The organism is Streptomyces sp. NPDC102283, from assembly GCF_044766265.1.
Taxonomy (GTDB): domain Bacteria; phylum Actinomycetota; class Actinomycetes; order Streptomycetales; family Streptomycetaceae; genus Streptomyces.
This window is the reverse complement of sequence record NZ_JBIWLQ010000007.1, coordinates 367,742-394,506: the sequence shown is the minus strand read 5'-3', so window position 1 is coordinate 394,506 and position 26,765 is coordinate 367,742. Positions and strand designations below refer to the sequence as shown.

Annotated in this window: 23 protein-coding genes and 1 pseudogene; 6 read left to right on the top strand and 18 right to left on the bottom strand. The window is 69.6% G+C overall.

Features of this window, described 5'->3' with window-relative positions:
- Nucleotides 1-257 precede the first annotated feature (257 nt).
- Both ACIRJT_RS17260 and ACIRJT_RS17255 read right to left on the bottom strand, forming a co-directional pair.
- A pseudogene (locus ACIRJT_RS17260) lies at nt 258-904 on the bottom strand (IS5 family transposase); the annotation flags it as partial.
- 37 nt (nt 905-941) lie between these two features.
- Entirely contained in the window at nt 942-2,402 is a 1,461-nt protein-coding gene (locus tag ACIRJT_RS17255; protein WP_403909924.1) for a helix-turn-helix domain-containing protein, read from the bottom strand.
- Nucleotides 2,403-2,813: 411 nt separating this feature from the next.
- Here ACIRJT_RS17255 and dnaN point away from each other — a divergent pair, with 411 nt between their 5' ends.
- Both dnaN and ACIRJT_RS17245 read left to right on the top strand, forming a co-directional pair.
- Nucleotides 2,814-3,935 (top strand): DNA polymerase III subunit beta, encoded by a 1,122-nt coding sequence (gene dnaN / locus ACIRJT_RS17250; RefSeq protein WP_403909867.1) that lies wholly within the window; start codon nt 2,814-2,816, stop codon nt 3,933-3,935.
- A 109-nt stretch (nt 3,936-4,044) separates the two neighbouring features.
- The gene (locus ACIRJT_RS17245) at nt 4,045-4,782 is read left to right on the top strand and encodes a hypothetical protein (protein ID WP_403909865.1); all 738 of its coding nucleotides are present in this window, start codon (nt 4,045-4,047) and stop codon (nt 4,780-4,782) included.
- Here the strand turns inward: ACIRJT_RS17245 and ACIRJT_RS17240 are convergent.
- The 4 genes from ACIRJT_RS17240 to ACIRJT_RS17225 form a co-directional block, all read right to left on the bottom strand.
- Nucleotides 4,751-5,374, bottom strand: coding sequence for a hypothetical protein (locus tag ACIRJT_RS17240; protein WP_403909862.1), 624 nt, complete (start codon nt 5,372-5,374; stop codon nt 4,751-4,753). The genes ACIRJT_RS17245 and ACIRJT_RS17240 overlap by 32 nt on opposite strands.
- Nucleotides 5,340-5,744 (bottom strand): hypothetical protein, encoded by a 405-nt coding sequence (locus tag ACIRJT_RS17235; RefSeq protein WP_403909859.1) that lies wholly within the window; start codon nt 5,742-5,744, stop codon nt 5,340-5,342. The genes ACIRJT_RS17240 and ACIRJT_RS17235 overlap by 35 nt, the downstream gene beginning before the upstream one ends.
- A 257-nt stretch (nt 5,745-6,001) precedes the next feature.
- Nucleotides 6,002-6,886, bottom strand: coding sequence for a glycoside hydrolase family 19 protein (locus ACIRJT_RS17230; RefSeq protein WP_403909856.1), 885 nt, complete (start codon nt 6,884-6,886; stop codon nt 6,002-6,004).
- Between the two features lie 307 nt (nt 6,887-7,193).
- Complete coding sequence (locus ACIRJT_RS17225) at nt 7,194-8,015, bottom strand: glycoside hydrolase family 19 protein (RefSeq protein WP_403909853.1); 822 nt, start codon at nt 8,013-8,015, stop codon at nt 7,194-7,196.
- A 282-nt stretch (nt 8,016-8,297) separates the two neighbouring features.
- On the opposite strand from ACIRJT_RS17225, the gene ACIRJT_RS17220 reads away from it, so the two are divergent.
- A complete protein-coding gene (locus tag ACIRJT_RS17220) occupies nt 8,298-9,410 on the top strand; it encodes a DUF6183 family protein (protein ID WP_403909851.1) in 1,113 nt (370 codons plus the stop codon).
- Between the two features lie 160 nt (nt 9,411-9,570).
- Here the strand turns inward: ACIRJT_RS17220 and ACIRJT_RS17215 are convergent, their stop codons facing one another.
- From ACIRJT_RS17215 to ACIRJT_RS17165, 11 genes are all read right to left on the bottom strand, one after another.
- Nucleotides 9,571-10,374 carry a SprT family zinc-dependent metalloprotease gene (locus ACIRJT_RS17215; protein ID WP_403909848.1) on the bottom strand — a complete coding sequence of 268 codons (804 nt, stop codon included), beginning with the start codon at nt 10,372-10,374 and terminating at the stop codon, nt 9,571-9,573.
- Between the two features lie 5 nt (nt 10,375-10,379).
- Entirely contained in the window at nt 10,380-14,084 is a 3,705-nt protein-coding gene (locus ACIRJT_RS17210; RefSeq protein ID WP_403909846.1) for a type I restriction endonuclease subunit R, read from the bottom strand.
- 141 nt (nt 14,085-14,225) lie between these two features.
- Nucleotides 14,226-14,495, bottom strand: coding sequence for a hypothetical protein (locus ACIRJT_RS17205; protein ID WP_403909843.1), 270 nt, complete (start codon nt 14,493-14,495; stop codon nt 14,226-14,228).
- Complete coding sequence (locus ACIRJT_RS17200) at nt 14,495-14,761, bottom strand: hypothetical protein (protein ID WP_403909840.1); 267 nt, start codon at nt 14,759-14,761, stop codon at nt 14,495-14,497. The genes ACIRJT_RS17205 and ACIRJT_RS17200 overlap by 1 nt, the downstream gene beginning before the upstream one ends.
- Nucleotides 14,762-14,941: 180 nt before the next feature.
- Nucleotides 14,942-15,139, bottom strand: coding sequence for a DUF397 domain-containing protein (locus ACIRJT_RS17195; protein WP_403909921.1), 198 nt, complete (start codon nt 15,137-15,139; stop codon nt 14,942-14,944).
- A 4-nt stretch (nt 15,140-15,143) separates the two neighbouring features.
- Nucleotides 15,144-15,998 carry a helix-turn-helix domain-containing protein gene (locus tag ACIRJT_RS17190; protein ID WP_403909837.1) on the bottom strand — a complete coding sequence of 285 codons (855 nt, stop codon included), beginning with the start codon at nt 15,996-15,998 and terminating at the stop codon, nt 15,144-15,146.
- Between the two features lie 38 nt (nt 15,999-16,036).
- Entirely contained in the window at nt 16,037-17,248 is a 1,212-nt protein-coding gene (locus ACIRJT_RS17185) for a restriction endonuclease subunit S (RefSeq protein ID WP_403909834.1), read from the bottom strand.
- Nucleotides 17,238-19,955 carry an N-6 DNA methylase gene (locus tag ACIRJT_RS17180; RefSeq protein ID WP_403909832.1) on the bottom strand — a complete coding sequence of 906 codons (2,718 nt, stop codon included), beginning with the start codon at nt 19,953-19,955 and terminating at the stop codon, nt 17,238-17,240. Before ACIRJT_RS17180 ends, ACIRJT_RS17185 begins: the two co-directional genes overlap by 11 nt.
- A gap of 111 nt (nt 19,956-20,066) precedes the next feature.
- Entirely contained in the window at nt 20,067-20,813 is a 747-nt protein-coding gene (locus ACIRJT_RS17175) for an RloB family protein (RefSeq protein ID WP_403909829.1), read from the bottom strand.
- On the bottom strand, nt 20,813-22,081 hold the full coding sequence (locus ACIRJT_RS17170) for an ATP/GTP-binding protein (RefSeq protein WP_403909826.1): 1,269 nt from the start codon (nt 22,079-22,081) through the stop codon (nt 20,813-20,815). The genes ACIRJT_RS17175 and ACIRJT_RS17170 overlap by 1 nt, the downstream gene beginning before the upstream one ends.
- Nucleotides 22,082-22,202: 121 nt before the next feature.
- Nucleotides 22,203-23,486: an adenylosuccinate synthase gene (locus tag ACIRJT_RS17165; protein ID WP_403909823.1), complete on the bottom strand. Its 1,284-nt coding sequence runs from the start codon at nt 23,484-23,486 to the stop codon at nt 22,203-22,205.
- Between the two features lie 186 nt (nt 23,487-23,672).
- Between ACIRJT_RS17165 and ACIRJT_RS17160 the strand changes: the two genes are divergently transcribed.
- From ACIRJT_RS17160 to ACIRJT_RS17150, 3 genes are all read left to right on the top strand, one after another.
- Nucleotides 23,673-24,554 (top strand): diacylglycerol kinase, encoded by an 882-nt coding sequence (locus tag ACIRJT_RS17160; RefSeq protein ID WP_403909820.1) that lies wholly within the window; start codon nt 23,673-23,675, stop codon nt 24,552-24,554.
- Nucleotides 24,555-24,587: 33 nt separating this feature from the next.
- A complete protein-coding gene (locus ACIRJT_RS17155; RefSeq protein WP_403909817.1) occupies nt 24,588-24,860 on the top strand; it encodes a DUF1876 domain-containing protein in 273 nt (90 codons plus the stop codon).
- Between the two features lie 91 nt (nt 24,861-24,951).
- Nucleotides 24,952-25,293, top strand: coding sequence for a hypothetical protein (locus ACIRJT_RS17150; RefSeq protein WP_403909814.1), 342 nt, complete (start codon nt 24,952-24,954; stop codon nt 25,291-25,293).
- A 32-nt stretch (nt 25,294-25,325) separates the two neighbouring features.
- Here the strand turns inward: ACIRJT_RS17150 and ACIRJT_RS17145 are convergent, their stop codons facing one another.
- Nucleotides 25,326-26,531: a cytochrome P450 gene (locus tag ACIRJT_RS17145; RefSeq protein ID WP_403909811.1), complete on the bottom strand. Its 1,206-nt coding sequence runs from the start codon at nt 26,529-26,531 to the stop codon at nt 25,326-25,328.
- Nucleotides 26,532-26,765: the final 234 nt, after the last annotated feature.

Sequence of the window (26,765 nt, the reverse complement as noted above, 5' to 3'; positions counted from 1 at the left end):
CCCCAAGCCCTACGTCTGGACCAAGACCGCGGACGAGATCCTCGAACGCCTCGCCTCATATCTGAACAGAATTCCTGACTCAGAAGACTAGGCCGTGTCTCTTAAGAGGTGCACTGGTGGCTGGTACCTCGTGGTTGAGGTGGGATCTGCCGTCGCGCATACCGACGTCCAAGGCGAGGCCGAGCGGGCCCGCCCACGACAGTGTGGGGCAGTGGCAGACGGGACGGCCACGGCACCGCACGGCCTGCGAAAAGCCACGGCTGTGGGATGACCGCGCGGATCTGTCGGCGACGCAGGTGGCTGCGGATCGCGCGGGATGAGTAGGCGCGATCGGCCAGCACCATGGTGGGGCGGGTTCGGGGCCGGCCAGGGCCCGTTCTCGGCACCCGGATGCGGACCATGACCGTCTCGAAGGCGGGCGCGTCACCGGCTTGGCCCGCTGTGACGGCCAGAGCCAGGGGTCGCGCTTGGCCGTCTGCAGCCAGGTGGATCTTGGAGCTCAGCCCGCCGCGGGATCGTCCCCGTGCGTGGTCGGCCGGCTCGTTCCGGCTTTCGGGCCCCTCTTTGAGTGCTCCAGCGGCGTGCTGGTGGGCCCGGACGACGGTGGAGTCGACCGACACGGTCCAGTCGATGTCATCGACAGCGTCGGCTGCCGCGAGGACGGCGGCAAGGATCTTCTCCCATGTGCCGTCGACGGCCCACCTGATCAGCCGTTTGTGCGCGGTCCCGAACGAGCCGAACTCGTCGGGGAGGTCCGCCAAGGCGAGCTGGTGCGGTACTTCCACACGATGGCTTCGAGCGTGCGGCGGTGATCGGCCCACCGCCGTCCGCGAACCGGATTGGCCGGCATCAGCGGCTCGATTCGGTCCCCCATCGCATCAGTGATCACTAATCGGGCAGGCATGTCCGATCAACTGGTGAGCCCACCAAAGAGACACGCTCTAGTCCGCCGCGGCCAGGTCGCGGGCCCTCAGCGCCAGCCACAGGTCGTAGCGGGCGCTCGGAGGCCGGAGCAGCGAGCGCTGGAGGACCGTTTCGAGCCGGGTCAGGCGCTTACGGGCGCCGGGCACGCTGATGCCCAGCTCGGCGGCGGCCGGGCCCAGGCGACCCTCGCAGCGCAGCCAGGTGCGCAGGGTCTCCTCGGACCCGAGGACGGGGGCCAGTTGCTGGTCGGCCCAGTGGCGTACGGCTGGGCGGCGCAGGATCTCGTCGAGCGTCCGCGCCGCCTCCCGCGTACCGGCCCCGGTGGGGGCGTACGGGGCGGGCTCGGTGGTGCACGCCGGGGCGGGGGTGGCGCGGACACGTAGCGCCAGGTCGAGGGCGGCCTGGTCGGCGAGCCGGTGCAGGTCGAGACCGAGCAGCTCGCCGATGAGCCGCAGCCGGGCGGCCAGGGTGTTGCGATGCACCTTGAGGTGGTCGGTCGCGTGCGACGAGAACGCCAGCCAGGAACTGGCCGTGGCCGCCAACTCCTGGGCCCCGGGGTCCTGCGCGCGGCGCGGCACATGGGTCAGGAGTGGGGTCAGCAGGCTGTTCGCCCAGTGCCGCCCGGCCGGCCCGACGACATACGCGGGATCCGGCGAGCTCCCGAACCGGGCGTGCCGACACGGCAGTTCCCGGGCGACGGCCAGGGCGTGGAAGGCCTGTCGGTAGCCGGTCGCGGTGTCGGCCAGCGGCACGGGTTCGCTGACGCCCACGACGCAGTCGCCGACCCGGGCGGCGACGGCCTCGTCGGTCGGGCCGGAATCCGGATCCGCCTCCTCCGCGGGCATCACCAGAATGAGGTGGCGGGCGTAGACGGGGCACCGCACGATCCAGGACCGGCCGCCGTCCGCGTCCGCGCAGACCCGGGCCACCTCGTCGCGGCCGTCGCCCGAGCACTCCACGACACACACCCGTACCGGATCGGGAAGCCTGGGGCGCAGCGCCCCAGCGACCTGCTGGGCGATGGAGAGCTGGCCCGTCATCAGCAGGTGCAGCACCGCCTCGCGGCCCCGGGACTCCGCGAGGTCCACCCGGCGGCTTTTGCGCTCCAGGGTCTCGGCCCGCCGGCACACGGACAGCGGATGGACCACGTCGGCGAGCAGCGTGGCGAGCCCGGCGGCGGCGGGTCGGGGAGTGACGACGGCGAGCACGGGGGCGGTGCGGTCGTCGGCGCTCAGCGGGAACAGCAGGGCGGTGTGCGCGCCGGTGTCGAGGGAGTACGCCCGCGCCCCACGCTCCATGAGGGCGCTCGTGCCCTCGGCGACGAGCCCCGCGACGTCGGGAACCACCTCCCGTGCCGTACGGGCCGCCGCGTGCAGCACCGTCCCGTCCGGCCCGACGAGCCCGGCCCAACCGCCTGCCCGCCCGGCCAGCCAGCCCAGCAGCTCGGCGGTTCCGCCCGTGCGGGCCAGCCGGTGCATCAGCAGAAGGTCGTCCGCACGCTCCCGTGCTCGCACCTGTCTCCCCGTTCCCGCACCGGAAGCGGCCGTGGCGCAGGTGGACCGTGCCGCACGACTGACTGTGCGGACCGATACCCCGGCGGCCGCCCCACTGGGCGCATTGAATCTCCCGTCTCCCTACCCTGCGTTCTATCGTCCGAACGTGTTCCAGTCGGTCGGGGGACGGCTGCGGAGCAGGGGGACACGGGGGGCACGGGGACACGGGGGGGCACGGGGGTACGGGGGCACGGGGAACGCGGCGGCAGCGGCTCACGGGGGTGGTCGCTGTCGTCGGTTTCCCGGCCCACGCCGATTGTCAGTGGTGCCTCCTATCGTCGTCGTCATGGGAGCCGGACTCCGGCTCCGGCTCTCGACGCGCCAGGAAAGGCCCCCATGGAGTTCCGGATCGAACGCAGTGCCCTGACCGAGGCCGTGTCCTGGGCGGCCCGTGTCCTGCCGGTGCGGTCGCCCGTCCCCGTGCTCGGCGGACTGCTGCTGGACACGGAGGGCGAGGGCGGCGGCGGGCCCCTGCGGATCTCCGGGCTCGACTACGAGGCGTCGGCGCGCATCGACGTGGACGCCGAGGTCGTACGGCCCGGGAAGGTGCTCGTCATGGGGCGGCGGCTGCTGGACATCTGCAAGGTGCTGCCCGAAGGGCCCGTGGAGTGCGCGGTGGAGGGCTCGCGCTTCACGGTGTCGGGCGACGGAGCCCGGTTCGGCCTCTCCGTGCTGCCGCTGGACGACTACCCGGCGCTGCCCCCGCTCCCGCAGGTCCGGGGCGCGGTGGACGCGGAGCTGTTCGCGGCGGCCGTGGCCGATGTGGCGGTGGCCGCGGGGCGCGACGACACGCTGCCCGCGCTCACCGGGATCCGGCTGGAGCTCGACGGCGACACGATGACGCTCGCCGCGACCGACCGCTACCGCTTCGCCGTACGGACCCTCCCGTGGAAGGCGACCACTCCCGGCGAGGCCGCCGACGTCCTCGTCTCCGCCCGCCGCCTCATCGAGATCGCCCGCTCGCTGGGCCGCTCCGGCCTCGTGAGCGTCGCTCTGGACGCCGGTTCGGCGGGCTTCGAGCACGCCGGGACGCGGACCACGGTGCGGTTGTTGGAAGGGCGGCTGCCGCGCCACGAGAAGCTGTTCGCGATGGCGGACCCGGCGGTCGCGCTCATGGACCGGGCCCGGCTGACCGAGGCCGTCAAGCGGGTCTCCGTCGTCGCCGACGGGGACAGCCCGGTGCAGATGACCTTCTCCCGCGCCGACGCCTCGGTGACTCTCCGCGCGGGTTACGAGGACGACGTGGCGTCCCAGCGGCTGCCGGCCGCCCTGGAGGGGGCCGAAGAGCTGACCGTGGCCTTCAATCCCGGCTATCTGGCCGACGCCCTGGCCTCCTTCACGGAACCGTCACTGCGGCTCCTGCTGCTGGGGGCCGGACAGCGCGCGATGATCACGGACGAAGCGGGCACGGACGTCCACCGGCACCTGCTGATGTCGGTGAAGCCGCAGTTGGGGTGAGTGCGGGCTCCCATCGACCTCACTATGCTCAAGGGCTGTCGAGAGCCACGCGGAGCCGCAGGAAGTCACAGCAAGTAACAGCAAGTAACAGCAAGTCACGGGGGCGAGAATGAACGGGCAGGAGTTGTTCGCGCGGCTGTTCCATGCGGCGTTGACGGTGTTCAAGCCGAAACGCGCCGACCGGATCGTCGACGAGACGATCACCGCACTCCAGGTCGCCCGTTCCCTGGTCGGGGCGGTCGCCGTCATCTGGATCACCATCGCCTACTGGGGGTCGGCGGACGACCCACTGCGGGCGAAGTTCGAGGAACTGGCCCTGGCCGCCACGATCCTGGTCTTCGCCGTGCCGGTCATCCTGTTCGTCTTCATACTGGCCGCCGAAGGCACCCACCGGGGCCTCTACCTGAGCCGGATCGCGGGCCCGCTCCTGGCCGTGGGCACCCTGGCGGGCGTCTACTACCTGGCCTTCGTGGTCAGCCCCGCCCTCGGGCGCACCGCCGTCGAGGACTTCGACATCGTGCCGATGCTGCTGACCATGCTGGTGCTCCTGCCCTCGTACGGCGTGGCCGCCCTGTTCCTGATCATCGGCACGGCCTTCGCGGTCGTGACCGTCTTCCGCCTCTCCGACGTCCACGAGACACTGCCCCCGCTGGTCTCGCCCTTCCTGGTGTGGACGCTCTTCGTCATCCAGCTCGCCGACCCGCCGATGTCCGGCATCCCGGTGCTGCTCCGCATCCTCTTCCTCGTCGGCCCGCCGCTCTCCGTCACGGCACTGTCCTACGCCGAGCTGCGGCAACTGCGCCTGCACCACGGGGTCACGCTCCGGACGGCACTGAACCGCGCCTGACGACACCGCCACGTCGGCAAGGCGTGGGAACCCGGGCCGCCTGGCTGTGGCGTCTGAGGCTGCGCCAGAAGAGCAGGAACAGCACAAGCCCTTGCGCCATCATCGCCACGCCCGTCGTCCACTCCGCCTCGCCGTCGGCGACCGGACCACGCTCACCGGTCAGGGTCTGGCCGAGCAGCGCGGCCGCGCCCATCATCCACACAAGGCTCAGCGTCCGGGCGCTCAGCGCCGTGAAGAAGGGACCGGATCGCAGGTTCGCAAACCGCCAGATCTGCCAGAGCATGTACAGCGCGCCGACGCTCCCCCACAGGCCCGTGTAGCTGCCGCCCTTCGCGCCCGCGGCAGCCTCCCACGCGGCGACCGAAGCGGCGAACACGTACGCGGTCCCGACGGCGGTCGCCAGCCACAGGAGGATGCTCAGGAAGGTGCGTCCAGCGGTGCCTCTGGGACGGACCAGGAAGTTGTTGATCTGCGAGCCGGGCCCCGTGTTGACCCCGTAGACCTCGCTGTCGCGGATCTCGGTCCGGGCGTCCCTCTCCCACTCCCGCGCCGGGCGCTCAGAACCGGAAGTCGTTGTTCTGGCCGCCGTCACCGGTGTTCACCCCGTAGACGGTGCTGTGGTGGAAGGCGACCCCTCCCTCGCCCCTCCGGCCTCGCTCCCGGGGCGCGAACTCATCGACCAGTCTCCCCAACTCGCACGCGGCCGCAGGATGTTCGGCGAGCAGCACGACGAAGCGTGCCTGCCACTCGGCCTCGATCGAAGCGTCCTGGCCGGGCGCGGCGGACAGAGCCAAGCGCTCCCGCGCCTGTTCCCATTCGGCCTCCAGAGCGTCCTCGCGGCCTTCCCCGTTGCGGGCCAGCAAGCGCGCGACGCGGGTGCGGGCACCCGACCACGCGTCGGTGACCATCAGCGCCACCAGAGTGGTCGCGCCGGTCGAGGCCAATGCGAGCTCTGCGTCCATGACGAAACCCCGTTTTCCAGCACGTTGCTCCTTCTCAGTCCAAGGCCGTGTTGACGGCCTGTCAGGGAGAGTCGTGGAGCGCGCGTCCGGCCGGATCCGCTCCCGTACGCACATGCCGTCGGATCGTCCAGGACGCCGAAAGGGGGCGCGCCCGGCGTGAGCCGGACACACCCCCGTTCGGGTGGGGTCTCGCGGGAGTCCTCAGGGCCTCATGGGCCGGTCGGGACCGCCGGACATGCCCTCGGTGCGGTGCGGGGTCAGCAGCTCAGGTTCGGACCGGTGGTGGTGCCGAGGATCTGGGTGAACTGCGTGAACTTGTTGATGCGGCTCTGGACCTGCGCCGGGTTGCCGCCGTTGCACTCCAGGGCGCCGTTGATCGAGCGGATCGTCTCGCCGAAGCCGGCGTTGTTGACGATGGCGTTGTGCGGCGTCATGGTGCCGGGACCGTTCTGGGAGTTCCAGTACCAGAGGCCGGTCTTCCACGCCACGGCGGCGTCCTGCTCCACCAGGTACGGGTTGGCCAGGAGGTTGATGCCCAGGGCGTCACCGGCGGCCTTGTAGTTGAAGTTCCAGCTCAGCTGGATCGGGCCGCGGCCGTAGTAGGCGGCCTGGCCGGCCGGGCAGCCGTAGGACTGCGTGGTGTCGCAGTAGTGCGGGTAGTTCGCCTCGTTGACTTCCTTGATGTAGAAGAGGCCGCCGGTCTCGTGGCTGACGTTGGCGAGGAAGGCCGCGGCCTCGCGCTTCTTCACCTCGTCGCTGCCGGTGTTGGCGAAGGCCGGGTAGGCGCTCAGGGCGTCGGTCAGGCCCTTGTACGTGTAGAAGGCGTTCCGGTTCGGGAACATCTGGTTGAACTGGGCCTCGCTGACGACGAAGCCGTTGTTCTCGCCCGGGTTCCCGCCGCCGGTGCCACAGGCCCCCTTGTCGGCCCAGACGTCCGACGTGCCCGGACGCTCGTTCTGGGTCCACCACTTCGCGGTGTAGTTGCGGCCGTTGTACGAGACCGCGCCGCCGTTCGTGTAGACGGAGGAGGAGCTCCAGGCCGTGGCGCAGGTGGCTGCCTGCGCGGTGGCGGCGGGAAGAACGACGAGCGCCGCGACGATCGCGCCGAGCGCGACCAGCAGACTCATGACACGTCGGATCACGTGATCACACTCCTTAGACGCGGCGCGACGTCCGGCCTGCGCCGCCGTGGGGGTGCCGACACTCAAGCGATAATGGTCTGGACCTGTCAAGGTCTAGACCAGCATCGGTAAAGGTGCCGGTTGCACCGGTTTCGGCCACCGCCGTCCGGGCCGATCGCGTCAAGAGGGTCCTCAACAGCCGCTACTCCGGGAGGGGCCCATCCGCATCCCCCGCGAACGGGGGCGGAACCGAAGGTAAAATCTTCCGGCTCCGCCCAGCATGCGGACGGGTCGGGACCGTTCCGGACGGCCCGCGGACCCGGCAGGCTCAGCAGGTGAGGCCGGACCCCGGTGCCACCCCGACGATGCCGGTGATCCGCTCGTACCGCTCCACCCGCGCGGTCACCGAACCCGGGTTGCCGCCGTCGCACTCCAGGGCGCCGTTGAGCGAGCGGATCGTCTCGCCGAAGCCCGCGCCGCCGACCATCGCGTCGTGGGACGTCATGGTGCCGGGGCCGTTCTGGGTGTTCCAGTACCAGAGGGCGGTGGCCCAGGCGACGGACGGATCCCGCTCGACCATCCAGGGATCGTTCAGCAGATCGAGCCCGAGGGCGTCCCCGGCGGCCTTGTAGTTGAAGTTCCAGCTGAACATGATCGGGCCGCGCCCGTAATACGCCTCACGCCCCGCCGGGCAGCCGAAGGGCTGGGTGTCGTCGCACTTGCGCCAGTAGTTGGCCTCGTTGATCTCCTTGACGTACTTCAACCCCACCGACTCGAAGTCCGCGTGCGTCAGGAACGCCGCCGCCTCCCGGGCCCGCGTCTGCGGCGTACCGACGTTGGCGAAGCGCGGGTAGGCGTGCAGCGCGTCGATCAGGCCCTGGTACGTGTAGAAGGGGTCGCGGTCCGGGAAGATCTCGTCGAACCGCTGCTCGCTGATGACGAAGTCGGACACCCCGCCCGCACATGCGCCCCGGTCCGCCCAGGCGGCGCCGGCGCCCGGGTTCTCGCCGTGCGTCCACCACTTGGCGCTCCAGTTGCGCCCGTGGTGGGAGACGGTGTCCCCGGCGCGGTAGTCGGCCGAGGCGCTGTGGAGCGGTGCGCAGGGCTGGGCGGCGGGGGCGGCGGCCGACGCGGCGGGGGCTGCCGTCACTAGAGCGGCGGCGAGGGTGGCCAGGGCCGCCGGAACGGTCAGGAACCTCCTGGCGCGAGCGAGGCGGTCGGTATGAGCGAGGCGAACGAGGCGATCGGTACGGGCGATGCGAACGGTGCGAACGGTGCGAACGATGCGATTCAGGGCTGCTCACTCCTTCGGCGCGGCACACCGAGCATCCCGGCAGGCCGACATGACGGGCCACCACCCAAGCCCGCATGGTCTGGACCTGTCAAGGTCTAGACCATCAACCACCTTGCTGCGCGCCTAAAGTGAGTGACCGTGGACGACACCGATGACGACTCCAGCCCCGTCCTCCGGCACACGGTCCGGCGACACGCCGCACAGGGCGACTCCCGTCAGGTGGCTGACCTGGCGGTGGAACTGACGGACCGGATCGACACCGCCACCAAGGAAACGCACGAGCACCGGCATCAACTCGCGCATCTCGTCCGGGTGCTGGCCATCACCCCCGGCCACGACAGTCTGAGCCAGCTGCTCCGGCTGTTCGACCGTCAACAGGGCCACGGGGTCGACCTCGCGCCCCGGTTCGTCGCCTCGCTCCTGGCCGAGCACCGGGAGGCCGCCGACCTGGTCGGCCCGCTCTCCGAGCGCGACGCGCAGGGCCGGCTGGACGAGCTGCGCATCTGTCTCTTCCACGAGCTGATCCTTCGGGGCGTGGACGTGGACGCGTTCCCGGGGATGAGCGACTGGACGCGCGTGGTGCACGGCGGCCATCCGCTGGCGTGGCTGCCACGGCGCCGCGGCGCTCTGGAGACCCGGATCGTCCTCCCCAGCAGGTCGGTCGACAGCGGCGCGCGCTCCGCCGGCGTCACCCTGCCGACCGAGGGCCGGGTCGACCCGCCGACGCCCCGTACGCGGGAGCGGTCGGCCCTGGTGGACTCGGCGACCCTGGACCTGCATCAGATGATCATCGCCGCGCCGGAGGCGGGCGGCTGGGGGCACTCGGAGGCCTGGGTCTTCCGGACGGACGAGGAAGTGGAGCCGGACCGGGTCCCCGCGCTGCTGCCCACCCTGCCGATGGGATGCGTCGAGGGCCTCGGCGCCACGGGCCGCTTCGAGATCGCCCGCCGCCCCGCCGACGCGATCTGGAACCTGCTCTTCGCCACCGCGTCGCTCGGCAGCGCGTACCACCACGGGGCGCACGGCTCGTTCGGGCGGCTGTGGGCCTGGAAGTCGATGGCGGCCCTCAGCGACGCCCCGCCGGACGCGAGCGCGGAGGAGGTGGAGCGCCACGCCCGACGGACGACGTGGTTCCACTTCGAGTCGGACGCGGAGTGGTTCTGCAACGACGCCTTCACCGACTACGGCATCGCCGCCCTCTCCCCCGACCGCCGCAGGATCGCCGTGCTCGCGGCGACGGACACCGACTGACCGACCAGGGGCGTCCTTGCCCTGGGTCACGGGCGGGGTGCCGACTCCCTGCGGGAACGAGTTGATCTCGTAGGCCACGCAGACCGGGGTCTGCTCCCAGCCGGTGAGCACATCGAGCTCGGTGAGGAAGAGGAAGAAGTCCGTCAGCCGTTGACCCGGGTCAGACGAGATCGCCCATCCAAACGCGCCGACCCAGCTCGTCCAGCTCCGTCTTCAACCGACGGCACTCCGGCAGAGCCCTGCCCAGGAGCCGCCAGTACTCGGGGCCGTGCCCAGCCACCCTTACGTGAGCCAGCTCGTGCGCGACCACGTAGTCCACAAGGTGAATCGGCAGCTGAAACACCGCCCAGTGCAGGGAGATCATCCCCTCGTCGCCGTCTCCCGCACCGGCCCGGTAGCTTCCCCACCGGTGCCCCAGGTCCCGCACCCGTACGGCAGGCTCGGGCACATCCATCCGGGCGGCCCAGGGCTGAAGACGGCCCCGCATCCAGCGTTGTCCCGCACGGCTGTACCAGTCCGCGAGTGCCTTGCGGGCGAGCTCCTGATCATCGGCGGCCGTACGGTCCAGCCGGAGCCTCCCGGCGACCAGACGGACAGCGGGGACCTGGGCTCCGGCCGCCTCGTCGTCGACGACGAGGAGCCGGTGATCCCGCCCCAGATAGCGATGGATCTCGCCGTCCTTGAGCGAGCGGGTGGGATGGAGCTGGCGGCGCTCCTCGCTGAGCCGCGTCTTGGCTTCGATCCAGCCGGCGCTTGAGCGTACGAAGTCCTCGGCCCGCCGGACCTCGCACCCCTTGGGCACGTGGAGCGTGAGCGACCGGTCCCGCTCGACCGTCAGACCCAGCCGACGACGGCGGACGCTGATCCGCACCCTCAGCTCCCGCCCGTCGACGACCAAGGCCCCGCCCTCGGTGAGCGTGGGCCCACCGGAGGGCGAGCCGGATGTGGACGGCAGGGGGGACATAGGGACTATTCTCGCCGCACCTCGGCCCGGAAGGCCTCCAGATGCTGCGCGGCGTAGCCCGCGAGCGTGGATGCGATCCGGCTCACTTCGTCGGTCACCTGCTTACGTGCGGCGCCCTTCCCCCTGTATCCCGCCTCGCGGAGCCGTGTGTAAAGGCACGCCTCCAGGTGAGCCACATGAGACGCCTCCCCGCCGAAGGACGCCAGGATCACCCGGCTGGTGATCTCGTCGTACACCTCGGCCACGACCCTGCGCAGTTCCTGCGGCTCCGGATCGTCGAGCAGTTCACTCGCCTTCAGCTTCTCCCTGAGTAGCTCGTGGAGCTTCCGCTCCATCGGGGGCAGGTCGACGACAGCCGGATCGACCTGCTCGGCCTGACGTGCCCGCTCGACCAGGGGGCCGAGCTCCCGGAGGATGTCGTCCCAGCGTCCGGCGAACTCCTCCAGCACCCGCTCCAGCTCCGCGGACAGCTGCCGGTACACCGGCCGGTCCTCGACCGCCTGTCGCTCCTCCAGGTGGTACCGCAGACCCTGGATCTGTTCGGCCGCCGCCTCGCGCACCGGAAGCCTCCCGACCACCTCGTCGAAGTCCGGGGCGAGGATGGACACCGGCGCAACGGCCTCGTCCACCTCCTGCGCCTCCAAATGCTCGGCGATCAGCGCCCGCACCTTGCGCCCGTAGCCGCGCATCGTGAAGCCGCCACCGGTGTCGTCGCGGTAGTGACGGCGTACGCGCATCTGGAGCACGCTCCACGCCCGCGCGTCGGGGACGTGCTCCAGGGCGTCCTGGTGCGGCAGGACCCGGTTCACCGCTGCCAGGTACTCCCCGAGCAGCCGGTCGAAGCTCGCTCGCAGTACGGGATCGGAGAGCGCGAGCACGGCCTCCGCCAGCTCCGCCCGCGATGCGAGGCGACCCGGGTCGATCCCCTCGGACTCCAGAAACGCCCGGAACTCCTCGGCGGTCCGGTCCAGCTCCGGCAGCTCGTCGGCCAGGTCGCGCAGCGATGCCACGGCGTGCGGGTTGCCCTGGTAGGCGGCCAGCGTGATGGCAAGGTTGTTCAACACGCCGTAGTAGTCGATGACCAGGCCCTCGGTCTTCCGCCGCGCGGGACGGTTGACCCTCGCGATCGCCTGGAGGAGTTCGGCGTCACGGATCGGCCGGTCAAGATAGAGCGCCTGCTCGATGGGCGCGTCGAAGCCGGTGAGCAGCATGGACTTCACGATGAGAATAGCGATCGGCGGCGGGTCGGCCGCTTCGTCGCCCCAGACCAGGTCGCTCCAGGGATTCATACCGCCGATGGAGCCGGCGGGCACCGGGTTCGGCTCGACCGGCGGGGTGTACGCCCAGGGGTTGTCGGGAGGCAGCTGGGGAAAGGGCCGGAGGAACCGGTCGACGTGATCGCGCTGCTTCTTCTCGTCGGTCCAGTCGCGCCACCTCCCGGACTTCTGCTCCGAGCCGGCGGAGATCACGGGGACGAAGTCGATGCGCCGCAGAAGTTCCTGGAACTGCCAGGCGCGAAGGAGGAGCGCTTCCTCGCGGGTGTAGGACTCCGGCGCCCTCCCCCGCAGCGACAAGCGCCGCCCGCTCGCATCGAACTCCTCAACCCGCAACAGCAGTTCGGTCCGAGCCTCCTGGAACGCATTGCGGTAGAGGACCGCGGCCTTGCGGCTGACCACCGCGACCTGTGCCTTGAACCCGCCCGTCAGCGGGCCGGTCACGTAGTGCTCCAGCATGTCGGCGGCCTTACGCCAGATCAGCGGCGGCGACTCGGCCACGGCCCGCTTGGACGGAGTGGCGTACTTCGCGCGCACCCGGGCCCTCTCGGCCTCTTCCAGCGGTTCGATCAGGTCCTCGAAGCACTCGTCCAGCTGTTCCTTGTCGCGTACCTCGGCCTTGGTGACCCGGCCCGAGTAGCGCACCGGCACGACGACCTTGTCGCGTTCCGCCTCGGTCATGCGGTAGGTGTCGAGGAACTCCGGGTCTCCGCCCGGGGTGGTACTCGGCTCCAGGCCGAAGATGCGGCCGGTGTCGTCGCGCCTTCCCGCCATGAGCGGGGTACCGGTGAAGCCGATCCGCGCCGCATTGGGCAGCGCCTTGCGCAGGCAGGCGTGCAGGACGGAGGTGTGGGACCGGTGGGCCTCGTCCACCAGGACGAGGACCCGCTCCGAGTCACTGCACTCGGGAAAGATCCGGGCTGCCTTCTTCAGCGTCTCGTCGTCCGGTACGGGATCGGCGACCTCCTGTGCGCTGACACCTGCCGCGGCCTTCGCCCGGTCCGCCTCGAACTCCCCGTCGAGCGAGTGCTCCTCGCCGCCCGCCGTGTCCCCCGATCCGCCCTTGCCCGCGACCAGGTCGCCGAGGAACTTCTGGATGGTCGCGAAGATCACCGCCCGCCCGCCGGACCGTCCGGCCCGGCCCAACAGCTTCTCCAGGTCCGTCCGGGACGTCGCCTCACGCACCTCGGACTCACTGAGCGCCACAGCCTTGCGCAACTGCCGCTGGAGGTCGATGCGGTCGGTGACGGCGACGATCGTGATGCCGTTCAGGGCGGGGTCCGAGCTCGCATGGAGCCGCCGGGCGAGGAACTGCATCGTGAAGCTCTTGCCCGCGCCCTGGGTGTGCCAGACGACCCCACCGCGCCGGTCGAGATCTCCACCGGTGACGGCAATGCTGCTCCGCGTACGCAGCCGCTCGACGATCTTCTCCGTGGCCCGGTACTGCTGGTGCCGACAGACCACCTTCGCCGTTCGGGATCCCGCGACCAGCCTCCGCGTCTTCGCTCCGGTGTCCTTGTCGTCACCGAGAGGCTTCTCGAAGACGTAATGCCGGACGATGTTGAGCAGGTTCCCCGGCCTCAGGACGATCGCGGTCAGCTGTTGCTGAAGGGTGGGCTCGCCCTCCGCGCCGATGAGCCCCCAGGCGCGCAACTCCTGCTGAAGGTGGACCGGCTTCTCGTAGTCGGAGCTGATGCTGCGCCACAGGGCGTAGTGCTCCTCGGAGGAGGAGTACGTACCGAGCGCGGCGTCCGTTCCGTCGGCGGCGACCAGCAGCTGTACCGGTGCGAACAGGTGCGGGACGCCTCGCAGTGCACCCTCACCACTGCGGGTGTCGTCGTCCACCGGGCGCCCGGTGTAGGCCCGCAGGTCGCGGATGGCGCTGCCGAGCGGGTCCCGTACGTCGGGCGACTTGCACTCGATGACGACGAGCGGGATGCCGTTGACGAAGAGCACGAGGTCCAGCACGGCCGGTTTGCCGTCCGCGTCGCACACCCGCAGCTGGTCGACGACGACGTAGTCGTTCCGGGCGAGACGCTCCTCACGGCTGCCCTCCAGCGCCTCGGACGACCAGTCGACGAACCGTGTCTTGACGTCCCGGTCGTCCGGGCCGGCCTGGAGGACTCCGGAGAGGAGGAGATCGGTCGCGTCGCGGTTGGCTTGCGGCAGGGACTGCGCGGATACGTGCCGGGCGGCGGCACGCAGCGCGCGTACGGCGGGGTCGGTGTGCGCGTCGTAGGTCATCCACGAGGAGTACCGGCGCACGGCGGCCCGCAGCCTCCGCTCCAGCAACACTTCCCGGAAGTCGTCGCGCTCGCCCTCGGCCTTCAGCCGGACGCCCTGGATGTGCTGCCACCCCATGGCCTTGAGATGGGCCAGCAGCGGCCACTCCGCCTCGACCTGCTCGGTCGTCCCCTCGACCACTTCGGTAGCCATCCCCCGTGCCTCCCCGCGTACCGACCGACGTACTGGTGAACCCGTTCGAAGGTCCATTGTGCGCCAGGGGTGGGGTGGGCACGCGGGCCAGGTCCCGCAGCTGGGGCTGCGGGACCTGGTGCGGTGCTCGGCTGTCGCCGGTCAGGCCGGGCGGTGTGTGGTGAGGACGCCCTTGCGGCAGTCGGGCAGCCCGGAGGCGGGGCTGATGAGAGCGGCGGTGGCGTCATCGAGGGCGTAACAGAGCTGCGCGTGCAGGGTCTCGGCCTCGGCGGGCGTCAGCCGCAGCGAGGCATCAGCCTCGAAGGCCCCGTCCCGACGCAGCCAGAGGTCGATCGCGAGCGACCCGTCCGCCTCCCGCCGCACGGGCTTGCTCGGCACCCGGCTGACGCGTACGTCCTGCGGGCCGCCCATCAGGCCGCCGCCTTGGTCGTCGCGAGCACCAGGCTCCCGGTGCTGTACACCTGCCCGGCCACAGCCGCGACCACCAGCCCGTCGAGCGCGAGCCGCATGGCGGTACGGCGGAGGCGGCGTTCGGGGGCGAGGGGGCGGGGGCGGGAGGGGTGATCGAGGCGGAGGAGCCTTTGACCGTACGGAGGTTGGGGGATGATCTCGGCGGAGGACGCGAGCGCATGGGCGGGCGCGTTCGCGGACCCGGGCTGGCCGATACGGTGGAACACGTTGACGCTCCTCTGAGGCGTTGGCCATGCCCCGGGGTGGTGATGACACCGCCGGGGCACTCCAGATCCAGACGGTAGCCACGCGACTACCGCCCGCATCCAAGAGTAGCGACAAAAGTGCTGCCGCATCAATGTTGATGCGGCTCGGAGTAGCGTTGGCATATGCGGCGAAGTGCTGCGCTATACGAGGTCGTCGAACTCGCCGGCCTTGGCTCCCGCCAGAAACGCCGCCAGCTTCGACGGTGTCGTCCGGACGACCACACCAGGATCGTCACTCTCCCTCATCAGCACGCCACCGTCGACGACGGCGAGCTCCAGACAGTTCCCCGACTGCTCCGAGAAGGAGGCCTTGCGCCACTGAATTTCCACGATCCTCAGACTTTCATAGCTCGGACAGCACCTTGCGGATGAAGTCGCGCGACCGCTTCGGTTCAAGCGAACGCGTCTCCATACGATCCAACACCGCGCGGTAGTTCGTCAGATGGGTCTCGGCATCGAGGAAAGTGATGCTGTTCGGTACGTCGATCTGCACGGTGTCCAGCTGGCGGACCGGTCCGCTCGCGTACATCGTCGAGCTCCCCGCACTGGGGAACCCTCCAGCAGCGAACGGGATGACGCGCAGGACTACGCACTCCCGCTCGGAGTACTTCAGCAGTTCCTGCAATTGGAGCCGCACGACAGCACGGTCGCCGAACAGCATCCGTAGGGCAGCCTCGTGGAGGAGGAACGAGCAGCGAGGCGCATTGGGGCTGTCGAGCAGAGCCCGGCGGCGCATCCTGAAGTCCACCTGGAGATCCATAGCCTCCGAGGTCAACGGCGGGACGGCCTCGCCGAAGACGGCGCGGGCGTAGTCCTCGTGCTGCAACAGGCCGGGCAGGTGCGTGATCTGCACATGCCGCAAGGACACCGCGTGATGCTCCAGCTCAACAAGGTCCAGCATGAACGAGGCCATCGAGTCTCTGAACTCGTCCCACCAGTTCACCCCGGAGCGCTCCCGAGCCATGTCCGCGAGGGCGTCCACGTAAGCATGGTCAGGGCAGGAGTAGTTGGACGCCCACACACGCACGCGGTCGGCGCTGACACCGAACCGAGCCGCCTCGGTGTTGCTGATCGCGGTCTTGTCCACACGGTGCAGCGCGGCGGCCTCGGTCAGGGAGAGCCCGACATGCTCCCGCATCCGCCGAAGCTCGGCGCCGAGTCGGCGCTGACGAGCGGTGGGTGGCTTTCGAACGGGCAAGACTCCCCCCTCACTTGGCACCGGACAGTGCGACGAGCCTATGCCCGGTTCTCGTCAAGTCTTCCACCAATCAGCCGATCGACGATCCCACCACGCATTCGGCGAATTTTACGCAACGCTTCAGTTTCGGCGACGATCCGCCCATTGAACTCACGAACAACGGCGGAAATACGCTTCTGATCCGAGGCGCCAGGAAGAGGGACGCAAATACCCTGGACCATCTGAGAGGAAATCTTCACCATACTCCCGGAAGTTCCTTGCGCTACGCCTTGCACTTCTCTCCTAACCCGCCCTGACCCGAGGAGAATTTCAATAAACTCAGCAGACACGCCACTCGCCAGCCGAAGCCTCATCATCAAGTCCGGGTAGATACACGGCGTGCCAATATCCCTATAGATACCACAGAGGCCGACGAGGGAGCGCGTGTTGGCTCGACTCATAAGCAGATCACCATCTCGCAGCAATGCCTTCCCGTACGCCAGCACACCAGGTGGGGCATTCTTTATCTGCTTAGGCTTAAAACCTTCCGTAGTCAAGCAACCCAACCCGAGCATCTGGACACCCGTCCATTCGGAACTCTCCAACGGAGAGAAACCATTGCGAGGATCTTCGGCCAGAAAATCCTTCAGCTGGGACGACCAAGCGAATCTCTCGAGCTCTTCATCGACTGCCGCCTCTCGCAGTGTTTGCAATTTAGCAATAGCGCGTTCGGAGGCTCTCTCCACTTCTGTAATCGAGTCCAGAATTTCAACGATACGAAGCTGCCGCACGAGAGGAATCAGAGGAAAAGAAAGCTTTGCGAACCTGCCCCCACCAAGGTGCGCAATACTCGTGGTCTTCTTCGCGATCGACGCAAAAGTTCCGTCGTTCAACCAACCTCTAAATACCTCACGCGCGTACGCCGGAACCACATCATGACTACTCCGGAATCGGATGAGCGTATTCTGGAAACAATACGTGTTCCGCGGCCCATCGTAGGTCGCACTTCGGCCGACCAGCTCCAGGCTTTGCCCCTCATTGAGGAGGATGTCCCCAGGCTCCAGTCCATACTTCTGCCGCTCCAATGGGCTAAATCTCATCGTCTTCACATCGGAGTAGTCGATCCAACCATCCAAGACGTTGGCGACCCGAAGGTAGGGGGCATGCATGCCGTCGGCCTGACTGCTCGTCGGCGAAAGCTGCTTACCCATCCGCACCTCACCGACCTCCCCCACGGGAACCCAGCGGATCTCATCCGGCTCAGCCGACATAGCCCAGCTCCTCCAGGAACCCTTCCAGGCGCTTCGAAGCGGCCTCGCGACGCGTCTCGATGTTCCGCAACGACACCAGGTACTTCCGCTCCCAGCCCAGACACATGTCGATCAACTCCCGCCGCCGACGCACAACATGTCCCTCCAGCTTCGACGCCAAGTCGTCCCGAAGGATGCCAAGCACGATCTCCCGGGCACCCTCCTCGCTCAGCGCGTCCCGTAGCTCATGCAGCTGGGGCGTGGGCCGCTCCGCGTCGGCATCTGCATCAGTGACCGCCACGTCCAGCGCCGTCTGACCGGCGGACGCGGCAGCCGCAGACTCCGCCGCCTCGGCCTCCTTCTTCGCGGCAGCGGTAGCCGCCTTCGCCGCGCCCCCCATCCCGTCCAGCGGATAGAACGCCTCCTCCAGCGCCTTCACCGCCTTGCCCGCCGCCGTCCGCCGCTTCTTCAGCGCCTTCAGGTCCGCCTCGCTGAGCAGCGCATCCGCCACCGCCGGATCAAGGGCCTCGGGCGCCTCGCCGTCTTCACCCGTAACCCCCGCCGCAGAAGCCGCGCGCGCGGCCTCCGCCTCCTCGGCCGCCTTCACCTTCGCGTCCAGGTCCGCCTTGGCCTTGTCCGCGTCGGCCAGTTCGCGCAGGAAGTCCGGGGCGATCAGGGCGACGACCTTGTGGCCGTACGCCTGCCGCCGCTCCGCGCCCGAGCGCTTGCGCGCGCCGCCCGTCCACGGGTTCGGCTCCGGCTCAAGAAGCGTCTCGACCGTGTCGACCCAGCCCTCGACAACCCCCTTGAAGCCGTTGCCGGCCAGGGCCTTCAGCTCGTTCCGGGCCTCCTGCCACCACCCGGCGACCGCGCCCGCGAGCGCATACCGGTCCAACAGGCCTACGCTGAGAAGCAGTTCACGGAACGACGTGATCAGGTCGGCGCGCAGTCGCGCGAGCTGCGAGCGCTTCTCGAACTCCGTGCGGTCGTCACCCTCGTAGGGGGCCAGCGACGCGATCTGCTCCGTTTCCGCAGCCCACCACTTGTCGAATGACTCCCACAGCTCCCGCTCCCGGCCCTCGGCCAGCGCGCTCAGCCGCTCGGCGTCCGGCCGCTCGCCCTCGGGCAGGAAGTCGACGTACGCGGAGTCCGATGCCCTCTCCGCGAACAGGTCGCTGATCCCGACCCGGTACGCCTGGAGCAGCTTCGCCTTGCCCTCCGCCTCGATCTCGGACTTCGGCACCCCGCCCGTCAGGTGCGCCCGCACGTCCTGCGGCTCCGGCGGCGGGGTGTTGTCCACGTAGCGGCGGATGTTGAGGTTGTAGCCGTTCCTCTCCAGCTCCTCCCGCTCCACCCAGCGGGCGAACCGTGGCACGCCTTCGCCGTCGCCCACCTCCTCGCGGAAGGTGGAGACGATCTTCTCCACGTGCTCCGGCAGCAGCACGTTCTGGGCTCGCTCCGAGTGGTACTCGCGGTCGGCGTTGATGAACAGGACCCGGCCCTGTCGGTCCGCCTTCTTCTGTCCTGGGGCGCGCAGTACCAGCACGCAGGCGGGGATGCCGGTGCCGTAGAAAATGTTGGACGGCAGACCGATCACGGCCTCCAGCAGGTCGGCCTCGATCAGCTGGGCCCGGATATCGCCCTCCGCGCCGCTCCGGAACAGCACGCCGTGCGGCATCACGGTGAAGACGGAGCCACCCCGGCCCTCCACCATGTACAGCATGTGCTGGAGGAACATCAGGTCGGCCTTGCCCTTTTCCGAGGTATGGCCGTACTTCATCCGGCCCTCGACAGGGAGCAGGTCAACAGCGCGGTAGTCCATGGAGAACGGCGGGTTACTGAGTACCAGGTCGTACGACTTGTCGACGTGCAGCGGATTGGCGAGCGTGTCGCCGGTTTTCAAGTCGAAGTCCTTGGCTCCGTGGAACAGCATGTTCATCGTGGCCATGACCCAGGAGCCGTTGTTGGCGTCCTGCCCGGCCAGCGACAGGTTCTCCGGATCGCCGCCGTGCTCCTCGATGTACTCCTTGGCGTGGATGAGCATTCCGCCGGAGCCGACGCAAGGGTCATACACATGATGCCCGGCTTCCGGTTCGGCCAGCTCGACCATCATCCGTACCACCGCGCGCGGGGTGTAGAACTCGCCGCCCTTGGAGCCCGCCGAGTCGGCGAAGTCCTTCAGCAGATACTCGTACGCGGCGCCGATGACATCCGGGAATTCAAGCTCCTCACCGCGCAGCCGCAGACTTCCGAAGTGGCCGATGAGCGCGGAGAGCCGCTTGTCCGCGAGCTTGGCCGCCGACGTGCCGGTGCCGCCGCCCCCGCCGATCCGGTTGAAGTTGACCTGCCCGAAGAGGCCCTGGAGCTTTTCGTTGCCCTTGTGCCCCTCCAGCGCGTCGAGTGCCGGCTGGAGATAGCTCGTGGCCACGTCGTCCACCGCGCCGGCCAGCCGACCCCAGCGGGCCTCCTCCGGGACGTAGATGATCCGCTCGCTCGTGTAGTGGTAGGGCTCGTCCGCCTCGTCCTCGGCGTCTTCCCGGCTCGCTCCCTGCGCCATCTCCTTCGCGATGACCCGCTCCCGGGCCGCGTCGAACTCGTCGTTCGCCCGTTTCAGGAACAGCAGCACCAGAAGGAAGTCACGGTATTCGGCGGCGTCCATGGTGCCGCGCAGAATGTCTGCGGCGGCGAAGAGGTGACGCTCCAGTTGATCGAGCGTGAGCTTGGCCACGGACGGTCTCCAAGGGGGTGTGATGTCTGCGCTGTGCAAAGAGGGGCAGCCATGGGCAGCTCTAGCCGCCCGGCCATGTGCATCAAGGACGACGCCGTACGTCGAGGCAGCCTAATAGCCGCTGAGAAGAAGTCCGTCCTCGACGAAATTCCAGACGTCGGTGTACGGGTCCCACTTATCGGGATTGGCCGATTCGACGCGATCATTGATCGCCTTTGCATACTTCTTGGCGTCCTTGTACCGCTGCCCGTCCTTGCTCAGCACCTGCTCCTCGCGCATGTGCTTCGACTGCTGCTCGGTGACCGTACGGACCTGCCGGCCGTAGGTCGCCGCGAAACCGGATCGGGAGCGGAGTCGGCTGTTGGCGTCGCCGCATACGCCGCCGAAGCTGCTGGTGTAGTTCACGTAGTGCAGGAGTCGCCAGAGTTCGAAGCAGGGGTGGGAGTAGGCGATCCTGACCCCCTCCTTGTCCGCGAGCTGCCTGGCCTCGCGGATGTTCAGGTGGCCGTCGCGATCGAAGATCACCCACACCTCGGGATAGTTCCAGTCCCCGGGCTTCAGCCCCGCGTCCTTCGCCTCCCGCTCGACCTTGCGCAGGGTACGGACGGCGTCCTTGACCATGGCGTAGGGCTTGCGGTGCTTACCAACCGCGTTCTCGTTCTCGAAGTGGTGATCGACGCCCCGGCCGGGCGTGGCCTGCGTCCCCTTCTTCACGATGATGTCGATGTACTCGGGCTCGGTCACCTCGCCCTCGGTGAAGATGTACACCTGGCGGGCACGGCTCGCGCGGCCCTTCGCGCCGCCCTTCGCTCCACCCTTCTTACGGGAAACGCTGTCCCCTCCCCTTGGCCTAGCCATCAGACCTCTCCCGCCTCGATCTCTGCCAAGTCGTCCGTCCGCACCAGCCGCCGCCCGATCTGCCCCTCGGAGACCTTCGGCACCGCGCCGAAGGAGCCCGCCAGGTACGACGCCATCAGGTCTTCCTCGTCGGTGGGCTCCCAGTCCGCGACGGACGACAGCTCCGTCGCGCCCCGCTCGTCCTTCTCGGTGAGCCAGAGCTGGCCCGGCTCCAGGAGCCGGCCGCCGCCAGGGGTGCGCAGCAGGGAAGGGTCGTGGCCGGTGAAGATCAGCTGCGCGCCCTTCGGGTTCACCCAGGGAGCCTGGAAGAGACGGATGACCTCGGCCGCGAAGCGCGGGTGGAGGCTGGCGTCCAGTTCGTCGATGAGGAGGACCGCGCCGCTGTCGAGGGCGAGCAGGAGCGGGCCGATCAACGCGAACCAGGAGCGGGTGCCCCAGGACTCGGCGGACCAGTCCAGCGCCGTACGCTCTCCGCCGCCCGCGTGGATCAGCCGCACCACCGGGCGGCCGGACGAGGTCTGCTCGACCTCCACCTCGGCGATGCCCAGGTCGGCGACGCGCAGCAGTTCCTCGGCCCGTCGCCGGAAGTCTTCGTTCCGGAGCAGGTTCACGGCCGTGTAGTCCTCGCGCTGGGTGCGCTCGGTCTCGGGCGTGACGTCCCAGAGGTTGTTCTTGAACCAGTCGAAGACCGGGGTGAGCTGTTCGTGCCCGTCATTGGCCGCACGGGTCAGGAGGAGAGCATCCTGCCTGGTCGTACGTGCCAGGCGGGTGCGGTCGTGAAGACGGTCGCCGGGGAAGTCGAAGGCCTTCTCGCGGCCGGCGTCCCGGTCGAACCACACCTGCCGGCGGCCCTTGGGGTAGGCGTAGAGCCACTCCGCCTCGATGCGCCGAGCGCCGAGCTCGAACCCGTACGTCCAGCGGACGCCGTCGCCGAGGACGAAGTCCGCCTCGTACAGAGAGGTCTCCGCGGCTGCCTTCGGGTCGAGGGCGAACTCGTCCCGGGGGATCCCGTCGTAGGACGTCCAGTCGGCATAGGAGCGCATCACCGCGTGCTTCATGTTCTTCAGCGCGGCGATGACATTGGACTTGCCGGAGGCGTTGGCTCCGAAGACCCCGACGACGGTGTGCACCGGGAGCAGGCTGCCGTCGGAAAGGGCAAGCTCGCGCGCAGCGGCCTGCTCCCTCTCACTCCCCTCGGACGCCACGAACGACAGCTCCTGCTCGTCTCGCAGGGACCGGACGTTCGCCACCCGGAATCTCAGCAGCATCCTGGCTCCTTCATGGCGGACACATTAGTCACACCATCCAGCCCGCGTGTGCGGGTGTGCGGCGGCGGACGACGGGTCATCCCCGTCGTCCGCCGCCACGCACGGTGGTGCTCGCCCGTTCCTACAGGAACGAGTTGATCTCGATGGTCTCGGTCCGGCCGGGGCCGACGCCGATCGCGGAGATCGGAGCGCCCGACATCTCCTCCAGGGCCTTCACGTAACCCTGCGCGTTCTTCGGCAGGTCGTCGAAGGTCTTGGCCTTCGTGATGTCCTCGGACCAGCCCGGCAGGTTCTCGTAGATCGGCTTCGCGTGGTGGAAGTCGGTCTGGTTGTACGGGAGTTCCTCGACGCGCTTGCCGTCGATCTCGTACGCCACGCAGACCGGGATCTGCTCCCAGCCGGTGAGGACGTCCAGCTTGGTGAGGAAGAAGTCGGTCAGGCCGTTCACCCGGGTCGCGTACCGCGCGATCGGGGCGTCGAACCAGCCGCAGCGGCGGTCACGGCCGGTGGTGACACCGCGCTCGCCACCGATGCGCCGCAGCGCCTCGCCGTCCTCGTCGTGCAGCTCCGTCGGGAACGGACCGGCCCCGACCCGCGTCGTATAGGCCTTGAGGATGCCGATGACCCGGCTGATCTTCGTCGGGCCCACGCCGGCGCCGGTGCAGGCGCCGCCCGCGGTCGGGTTCGACGAGGTGACGAAGGGATACGTGCCGTGGTCGACGTCGAGCAGGGTGCCCTGGCCGCCCTCGAAGAGGACGACCTTGCCCTCGTCGATGGCATCGTTCAGGATCAGGGTCGTGTCGGCGACGAACGGCTTGATCTGCTCCGCGTACTGGAGCATGTCCTCGACGACCTTGCCGGCCTCGATGGCCCGGCGGTTGAAGACCTTGGCCAGGAGCTGGTTCTTCTGCTCCAGGGCCGCCTCCACCTTCTGCTCCAGGATCGACTCGTCGTAGAGGTCCTGGACGCGGATCCCCACCCGGTTGATCTTGTCGGCGTACGTCGGACCGATGCCCCGGCCCGTCGTGCCGATCTTGCGCTTCCCCAGGAAGCGCTCGGTCACCTTGTCGAGCGTGACGTTGTACGGAGTGATCAAATGAGCGTTGCCGCTGATCAGAAGCTTGGACGTGTCGACGCCTCGCTCGTTCAGACCGCTCAGCTCGGAGAGCAGGACCGCCGGGTCGACCACGACACCGTTCCCGATGACCGGGGTACAACCCGGCGACAGGATTCCGGAGGGGAGGAGATGCAGTGCGTACTTCTGGTCGCCTACGACGACCGTGTGACCGGCGTTGTTACCGCCTTGGTATCGCACGACATAGTCCACGGATCCACCGAGGAGGTCGGTGGCCTTCCCCTTGCCCTCGTCACCCCACTGAGCACCGAGCAGCACAAGTGCGGGCACAGGCGTACACCCCTTCCGGGCGGGGCATGTCCAAGGTCAGGGGGCGTACGTAAAGGTCGTACCTGCCGCACGACGATGTACGGCAAAGCCTGAGCCGTCGAACCGGGTGCCCCGGAATAGACGAAGCCCCTGGCGCAATAGCGCAAGGGGCTCTTGCACCAAGATGCTACCCGAGGAAGGACCGAGGTGTCGGCTGCAGAGCCCCCCGGCGACGGCGACGACCAGCTCCTGGTGGTCATCGACCCGGTCGCCCGCCGGACCGACGGCGAGTCCGTCCGTATCGCTAGGGACGTGCTGAGCGCCGGCGCGCACGCGAAGATCTGCCTTCCGGACACCCCCGAGGAGTTCGCGCGGGCCCTGTCCCGGCGGGGTTCGCGCAGGCCCGTGGTGGTCGGCGACGATCACGCGCTGCTGCGCGCGGTGGCCCAGCTCCACCGCGAACGGGAGCTGGCCGCCGGCGTCCTCTCCCTGATCCCCGTGGGCGCGGCGCACGCCCTGGAGGTCGCCCACGCCCTCGGCGTCCCCCGGGGTGCGGTGGCGGCCGCGCGGACCGCGCTGGACGGCGCGGTGCGGCGCCTGGACCTCCTGGTCGACGACAGCGACGGCGTGGTCCTCGGCCGCCTGCGCATCCCCGCCCCGGCCCCACAGCCCGGCTCCGGGGGCCCGCACACGGGCGTCACGGCCGTCTGGGACACCTGCCGCTCGCTGATGACCTCCCTGGTCCGCCCGGCCCCGGTCGCCGCCACCACGCACCCGGGCACGCACCGGCTGCGCATCGAGGCGGACGGGGTGCTGCTGAGCGACCTGGACACGCCGGTCCGGGGCGTCTCGGTGACGTCCCAGGGCGGCGGGGGCCTGGCCGACATCGTCGTCCGCACCGCCTCGGGCGCGGACGTGACGGCGGAGGCCAAGGCCGTCACGGTCTCCGGCGCGGACTTCCGCTACCGGGCGGACATACAGACCGGGGGGCCGGTGCGCACCCGGACCTGGACGGTCCGGGCGGGCGCCTGGGGGCTGATGCTGCCGGGCCCGGCGAGCGCGGTCGGCGCAGCAGGCGCACGCTGGTAGGAGACGGCCCGAGACGTCCCGGAGGTGACCGTCATGGTCAGGATCGCTGTCGGATGGCACATCGACCTCGCATTCGAGGAAGACGTCCACCGCACCCGCGCGGCGGCGCTCGTCCGCCTCTCCGACGGAACAGAGGTACGCGCCCACGGCTACGCCAGCCGCCATCCCTCGGACTCCGACCAGCAGCGGGTCGGCGAGGAGATCGCAGGGGCCAGGGCGCTCAACGAACTGGCGATGAAGCTGCTGACCAAGGCGCACGACGAGATCGACGAGGCGTCGGGCAGGTCGTCGTACCCGCTGACGTGACACCGGGCTCCGCCCCGGACCCCGCTCCTCGATCGCCGGAGAGGCCGAGTCCGCCGGAACCGCGTCCGCGCCCCGTCGCGTCCCCCGGGGCATGGAGATCCAGAACCCGCGGCGGGAAGCCGTCGTCGGAACGGCCGGCTGCCTGACCGCCTTCGCCGGAGCGCTCGCGGGCCTCGTGCTCTGGGCGCCGCACGGCAAGGGAGGCCTCCTCGACGGCTTCGAGGGCGCGTCCAACTGGAACGTGCTCTGGGTCGGCCTGCCGCTCATGATCCTCGGCGGGATCGCGGCCGCCCTGGCCGTGTTCTTCCTGGCCCGGGGCGACTGGAAGCGGGCGATCGGCCTCGTCGCGGCCGTCGCCGTCCTCCTCGCCATCGGCGTCGGCGTGGACGCGCTGGCCGGAGCGCCGAGGCCGGAGTGCTACGACCCCTGCTGAGGCCGGCGCCCAAGGAGCCCCCGGCCCGGGCGCTACACCTCCGCCCGCAGCTCCGTCAGCCCCCGGATGACATAGCCCGGCTGCCACTGCGGCTCCGCGGTCATCCGCAGCGCGGGCGCCCTGCGGAGCAGCTCCCCGAAGGAGGCGGCCAGCTCCAGCCTGGCCAGTGGGGCGCCCAGGCAGAAGTGGATGCCCGCGCCGAAGGTGATGTGCGGGTTGTCCTCCCGGGCCAGGTCCAGCGTGTCCGGGCGGGCGAACCGCTCCGGGTCCCGGTTGGCCGAGCCGAACAGCAGCGCCACCTCCGCGCCGCGCCGGATCACCTGGCCGTCGATCTCGATGTCGTCGAGCACCCAGCGCTCGAACATCTGCAACGGGGTGTCGTAGCGCAGGAGTTCCTCGATCGCGCGGGGCAGCAGCGCGGAGTCGGCGCGCAGGGCGGCCAGCTGCTCCGGGTGGTGGAAGAGCGTGCGCCAGCCGTTGACGGTGGTGTTCACCGTCGCCTCGTGGCCCGCGTTCAGCAGGAGTACGCAGGTCGAGATCATCTCCTGCTCGGTCAGCCGCTCGCCGTCGTCGTGGGCGGCGATGAGCGCCGAGACCAGGTCCTCGCCGGGGGCCGCGCGCCGCTCGGCGATGAGCCCGCGCAGATACGCGGAGAAGTCGACGGAGGCGCGGACGGCGGCCTCGGCCGTCTCCTCGGAGGGGTTCAGCTCGAACATCCCGCAGATCGCCGCCGACCAGGGCCGCAGCAGGCTCCGGTCCGCCTCCGGGACACCCAGCATCTCCGCGATCACGGCGACCGGCAGCGGCTCCGCCACCTCCGCCAGAAGGTCCCCGCCGCCCTTCGCCACGAAGGCGTCGACCAGCTCGGCCGCCAGTCGCCGTACGGTCGGGGCGAGGTTCTCGACCGTACGCGGGGTGAACGCCTTGGAGATCAGCCGCCGGATCCGGGGATGGTCGGGGGCCTCCAGATCGAGGATGCCCTGTCCGTTGAGCGTGGTGAACGGCTCGTGCGCGGCGGGCGGCGGGGTGCGGCCGAACTCCTCGTGGCTGAAGCGGTGCAGATACGTCCGGCCGAGGCGCCGGTCGCGCAGCAGGGCCGATACGTCGGAGTGGTGCGGGATCAGCCACTGCCCCGTCGGCTCGAACCAGTGCGCCCGGCCGGCGGCGCGCAGGGCGGTGTAGGCGGGGTAGGGGTCGGCGACGAACGCGGGCGACCAGGGATCGAAGGACACGTGCATGACCCGACGCTACCCGCGCCCGCCGCCACCGCAAGGGGTGATCCTGGCCGGGGGCGGTCCAGGGACCGCCCCCGCCGCCACCACTGGAGGTGATCCCCCCGGGCCTCCCCGGGACCGCCCGCCGCCACCGCAAGAGGCGCGCCTGCCCTGGGCCGTTCCCGGGACCGCCTAGGACCGCCCGGGGCCGTCTCCGGGGCCGTCCGAGGCCGCCCGGGGCCGCCCGAGGCCGCCCGG